The organism is Adhaeribacter rhizoryzae, from assembly GCF_008629685.1.
GTDB classification, from domain to species: domain Bacteria; phylum Bacteroidota; class Bacteroidia; order Cytophagales; family Hymenobacteraceae; genus Adhaeribacter; species Adhaeribacter rhizoryzae.
Genome location: NZ_VWSF01000003.1, coordinates 154,368 through 160,695 on the forward strand (window position 1 = coordinate 154,368; position 6,328 = coordinate 160,695).

A 6,328-nucleotide genomic window follows, 5' to 3' on the forward strand; every position below is an offset into this window, starting at 1 on the left:
AGTTAAGCTACCGGCAGCTAATGTTGTATTTGTTAAAGTATTTGCTCCAGCCGGGTTAGAAGAAACGATAGACCAGGTACCGGTAGTAGCACCACCTGTTACACTGGCTCCAGTTAATGCTATTACCTGAGCGCTTGTTGATTGGCAACGATTGTCAGGTCCGCCAGCCTCTATTATTACTCTTGGATAAATAGTAACAGTTCTTTCATCTTCTACTGCCTGGCAAGGGCCTGCACCATCTGGGTCAGCGACGGTTAATCTCAAGGTAATTACACCAGTGTAGTTTGCAGCTACGTTAAGAGTGCCACTTGCAGCAGTATTATTGCCTATGGTATTAGCACCAGCCGGAACAGAAGAAACTATAGTCCAGACACCTGCTCCACCAGTTGCGCTAGCTCCGGTTAAAGAAACTACTTGCGCGGTTGTAGATTGACAAGCGGTTAAGGGTCCGCCAGCTTCCACTGTAGCAGCCGGGCTGATATTAATTATTCTATCATCGGTTACTGCTGGGCAAGGGCCTGCACCATCCGGGTCAGCACTGGTCAATCTTAGTGTAATAGTACCAATATAGTTAGCAGCTACGGTTACACTACCACTTGACAATGTATTATTAGTTAATGTATTAGCTCCAGCTGGCACAGATGATATTAAAGACCAAGTACCAGAGGAGGCTCCACCTGTTATACTGGCTCCAGTTAATGCTATCACCTGAGCAGTGGTTGATTGGCATCTGTTGTCAGGTCCACCAGCTTCCACGATTGCTCTTGGATTGATAATGATTGTGCGTTCATCACTTACGGCTTGGCAAGGACCTTCCCCATCCGGGTCAGCTACAGTTAACCTAACGGTAATGGTACCGGTATAATTTGCTGGTATATTTACACTACCAGCGGCCAAAGTAGCATTAGCTAAAGTAACGCCCGCATTAGCCGGATTAACAGAAACTATGGCCCAAGTTGCGGTACCACCAGTTGCGTTGGCGCCGGTTAAAGCAACTGTTTGTGCAGTTGTTGATTGACAAGCACTTAAAGGTGCACCGGCTTCCACGGTAGCAGCTGGGCTGATATTAATAATTCTGGTATCAGTTACCGCTGGGCAAGGACCTTCGGGGTCAGGACTGGCTAATTGCAAAGTAATGGTACCAGTGTAATTGGCCGCTACGGTTAAGCTACCGGCAGCTAATGTTGTATTTGTTAAAGTATTTGCTCCAGCCGGGTTAGAAGAAACGATAGACCAGGTACCGGTAGTAGCACCACCTGTTACACTGGCTCCAGTTAATGCTATTACCTGAGCGCTTGTTGATTGGCAACGATTGTCAGGTCCGCCAGCCTCTACTACTACCGCAGGGAATAATGTAACATTAACTCGGTCTGTAAAAGTTGGGCAATTAAACCCAGCTCTGGTAGCCACTATTCTATAACCTGTACCCGGAGCTACGTTTGTCCAAACAAGTTGTCCACCGGTTCCAGGTTTAGAAGCCTGAACTGCTTGGTCAGTAGCATCGAGTAATTGATAACTAACTCCTAATTGGGAGTCGGCCAAAGTAATAGAACCTGTTGTAGCAGTAGTACTGCAGAAAGAGCTACCGGTTATTGCGTATTTAATTGGTGTTACATCAAAGCCACCGGCAGCAAAATCTTGCAACGAGGCAGTGGTGGATTGGGAATTTCTAGTTTCCAACAGAAAACTAGAGAAGCATGGCGCGCTTTGCTGGCCGTATAAAGTACATAAGTTAACGGTACCCTCAAAAAAAGATCCGGTAGGATAAATACCTGCCGGACCATCTTTGGCCGCATAAGACCAAGTATCACCATCATAGGTTACATTAGGTACGGGATAACTGGTGCTATTTACTGCCCCACTACTGGTAGCTGTAGTTAAAAGATTTAACGAACCATCGGAGCCTCCCGAACCAACCCACTCATAAACCCTAATGGATGATATTCCACCCCCATTGGTAAAATTTGATAAAATTAATAAATCGCCAACCTGGTGTTGCCCTGAAAAAGAACTGTTGGAAGTTCCGGAACCGGTTGGAGAAACCTGGCCTTTAAAAAACCAAAAACCAATTTGGGCATCGCCATTTATAGCAGTTCTATCGCCAAAAAAGTATAGATTACAACCAATTAATGCCGCACCAGCATTAGAAATATCGCCTTTATCATTGGTATTACCTAAAACCCAGCTCCATTTAGAGATTAAATCCGGGTCCTGAGAGCCACCGGTAAATTGATCGTCGTTGGTATTGTTGGCATCTCGTACAAAGGTTTTTACGACTACGGCATCATTAGTATATATAGCGGCCCAGTCAGAAGGATTACCGTCAATAATAATTTGAGCGGAAGCATTCGCTGAAATTAATAAAATGGTGGCTAACCCCATGACATACCGCCATAGCAAGTACGCCTTTTGCGGCAAGACGTACCCCGCCCTGCTCGTAAATTTGTAGAACTTGTCCATAATTCTGTTTGTGTTAAAAAGATTTAATTATTATTATCTACTTTTAATGTTTAAGGGAAGTGTTTTATCCTGTTCAATCAGGATCATACCTTGGTTTAGAACTGCACAGCAAATACTTCATAAGAGTTAATTATTGCTTGAAGAATTTTGTTGGTTAAGGAGTGAGATTAAAAAACTCCTTTAGTCTAAAGCAGCAAAGGGATAAGATTAGCTATTATAACACGATAATAATACCCACATTGTGGGAGAATGCTTATTACGAGCAAATAATCTTACCCAACCTGATGCCTCGACAAAAGGCCACGGTGGTGCGCAAATAAACGTTTTTAAATAATCTAGTTGGTAGGCAAATTAATTAAGGTCGACAGTAAACTTATTTTTTAATGCATTTAATCTAAAGTAGTTTAATCATTGCATTACATAAATCAAAAGACCAAAAAGGCACTTTTACAATTGAAAGTTCAGAATAATCAGAAAATCAGCTTATATTTAAAGATAAGGTATTTAAACACAAATAGCAAGTAAATTTTACTCAATTTTATTAATTAAGTTTCATAAACTATAAAAAAAATTCAATTTAATATTACACCATCTGAATTTATTTAATATTATTTTTAACTTTTTAACTATTAACTTATCAAGTTTATTATAAATTAAGCTTTTTAGTTCTTGTTTTTAAGTTCTTTGTATCTTTTGTTAAAAAACTTAAACTCTTCAAAGTTTATTTTTACATATATCTCTATGCCTCTACTACCAAACTTAGAATTATAATGAGTCAAGGGCATATTTTTTCACCTCTAACTAAAGCAATAAAGGTAGCCGAAGACAAGATTTGTCTCGGGCTACCTTTTAAATCTAATTACTACTTAATCTTTTATTGTTTTATTTACCTACTCTTTAAAAGCTTAACTGTACTTACTCCAGATTTACTTACTTTCCGAACTAAGTATATGCTTTCAGCCATGCCTTTGCCGTCAACCCTAACTTGGGTAATTTCTCCAGCTTTAGCTTTACCAGATTTAAGCTGTTTAATCAGATTACCACTTAGATCATAAAGGTTAATTACGTAATCTTCACCATTTATCGATTTAAATTCAATTGTAGTTTCATTTGTAAATGGAATGGGGTAAGCCGCCATTTCAGTTTTATTTATTGCTTCACTGTTTTCGGGTGCTTTAACCGATTGAACTGCTCTAATTGAAGTGGCGGTTGCTACAGGGCAAGTAAATGGTGAAGAAGGACAACCAAAACTGTTAACAACGTGAACCTGAAAGCCTGAACCCGCTGGAATATTGGAAAAAGTAATTTTGGCCGCACTCACATCGGCAGCAGTGGCAGTATAGGGATTTAGTGCAGTTGTTGCAGGACTAATACCCCCAATTGAAGCACCATTCTTATCTAAAACCACATATTTGTTACCTGCTACAATCGGACTGGTTCCAATAGGTACTACTTCAATACTAAAGGTATTTCTATCACATGCCGGAGGAATGTAATTCACTTGTGGCTTACCAGGAGTAGGATTAAAAACAGCTGGACTTGAGCCAGAGTTTGAGCAGGTACCGCCTCCAACACTCTGACCGGATACCACAACAGAATAAGTACCAGTGGCATTGACTATAATAGTTGGCGTTCCTTGTCCCGAAACAATGCCAGGGCCGGACCATACGTAAGTAAATGGACCGAGACCGCCTTGTACGGTGGCGGTTAAGGAGGCACTGCCGCAGGCACTGGAAGGCGTTACAGTTACCCGTGGTCTTACGTTAAATTCGTTAGCAGTAAAATCCTCAAGTACAGAAGTAACCGAAAAAGAAGCCCGTGTTTCTACGATAAATGATGAAAAACAAGCATTTGTCTGGCCAAGTCCACCCAAGTCTACAAAGCCCTCAAAAAAGGTGATAGCCGGCATTATATTAGCAGCCACCCCTTTTGATTGGTGGGGCCAGGGAGTAGTTTCGTCATTCGCATTAACCACGGCCGCTAAGTTAGTATTGGCTACCGTTGCAAGTGTTTGCAGCGTTTTGCCGCTACTAGGAACATCGCCTTGGTTTGGGCCCACCCATTTGTAGGCCGCAATGTTGCCCACCGCACCACCATTCGCGATTTCGGCTACGACTAATATATCACCCACTACATGCTGACCAGTAAATTTGCCCGCAACTGGCGCTACTTGGCCCTGTAAAAACCAGAAACCAATGTTGGTAGAGCCTTCGGCCGCAAACCGGTTGCCAAAGAAATAAATTCTTCCCCCAATCGCAATCGCCCCGGCCTCCAGAATATTGGTTTTCGGACTGGATTCGCCTGATTTATACTGCCAACTGGGTATATCTATGTGGTCTTTAGTATTACCCCCGGTATAAATGAGCTCTCCGGTTGCATCATCCCGAACCAAGCCGGTGGAGATGCTGTTGGCCGGCAACCCTGTGCCAGTGAAAACATTCTGCCAGTCCAGTTTGCCATCATTGTTCAACACGTTGCCATCTAAAAAGCCATACGGGTGCTGTCCTTGTACGGTAACATGCGCTAGCAACACTAACATCACCAACAACCAGAAGGACCGCTGTAATGGATGGCTACCCCGGATTTCTTTTGGTTGAGCAATTCTAATAAAATTAATAATCTTTTTCATGATCTTTCTTTTTAGAAAGTGAACATTAAAATTTAATTCAATTGAGAAAATTGCTACCTGCAAAACCTAATTGTAAAAGGTTTATAAACAGTTAGAAAGGAGTCTAAATTATTTGATACTTGCGTATGAGCGCACGCGCGAGGAACAGAGGAGAAAACAAAAAGGCAGATACTCTAGTAAATTATTTGTCAGGAATTACTAATGTTAATTACGTATGCAATAGCTTAATATACACGAGTACTCCAAATTTTTAATGGGGTCTAATATTTACTATAAATGCTAAAAAAATTAATAAACCAACAAATAATAATTTAAAAAGAAATTCATACTTCTGAGAATTAATATGCTTAAAAAACTAAATTTTTAGAAGGAGTATCGCTCAACAGTAGGCTGTTGGCGATACTCCTCCTAAAAATTTTCACTTATTTTTTCTTAAGTAGTTTTACTGTACTCACGCCCGTTTTACTAACCTTACGAGCCAGATACATGCTTTCAGCCATTCCTCTGCCATCCACCTCAACACGGGTTATTTCCCCAGCTTTGGCCTTACCAGATTTAAGTTGCTTAATCATGGTTCCTTTTAAGTCGTAGAGGTTAATTACATAATCTTCATCATTCACCGATTTAAATTCTAAGGTTGTTCTATCGGAGAAAGGAATCGGATAGGCGGCCATTTCAGTTTTCTTTACTTCTTCACTGCTTTCGGGTGCTTTGGCCGATTGAATAGCTCTGATTGTAGTGGCGGTTGCTGTATTAGGGCAAGTAAATGCCGAAGAAGGACAGCCAGAACTATTAATTAGGTGAACCTGAAAGCCTGAACCCGCTGGTATGTTAGAAAAGGTAATTCTGTTAGCGCTCACATCGGCAGCAGTAGCCAAATAAGGATTCAGAGCAGTTGTTGCAGGACTAATACCTGGAATTGAAGCTCCATTTTTATCTAATACAATATATTTACCGCCAGCTAATATTGGTTTAAGAGCGCTGCCAACCACAATACTAAATGTGTTTTGGTCACAAGCTGGTGGTATGTATTCAGCAAATGGCTGTTCTGCAAATGGATTAACTGTAACCGTAACAGGTTCAATGTCGGTACAAGCCGGAGTACTGTTGGTGGTGGCTTTAATGTAATAGGTACCACTAACACTTACCGCAGCCGGATTCACCAATGCTGTAGTCGCAGCCGCATTCGTCCAATAAGTAAGTGTTGTATTGGCTGGTAAAGTACTGCCCGCCGTTACT

At 41.3% G+C, this 6,328-nt stretch carries 2 protein-coding genes and 1 pseudogene; all 3 read right to left on the reverse strand.

Translation table 11 applies throughout. The features are described from left to right. Positions 1 to 2,460, reverse strand: a 2,460-nt coding sequence (locus F0145_RS05700) for a hypothetical protein (protein ID WP_394349571.1), incomplete at its 3' end; no start/stop codon positions are given. An 886-nt stretch (positions 2,461 to 3,346) separates the two neighbouring features. Continuing rightward, positions 3,347 to 5,152 (reverse strand): T9SS type A sorting domain-containing protein, encoded by a 1,806-nt coding sequence (locus F0145_RS05705; RefSeq protein WP_150087355.1) that lies wholly within the window; start codon positions 5,150 to 5,152, stop codon positions 3,347 to 3,349. Positions 5,153 to 5,511: 359 nt separating this feature from the next. Beyond that, positions 5,512 to 6,328 (reverse strand): annotated as a pseudogene (locus tag F0145_RS05710) (T9SS type A sorting domain-containing protein); the annotation flags it as partial.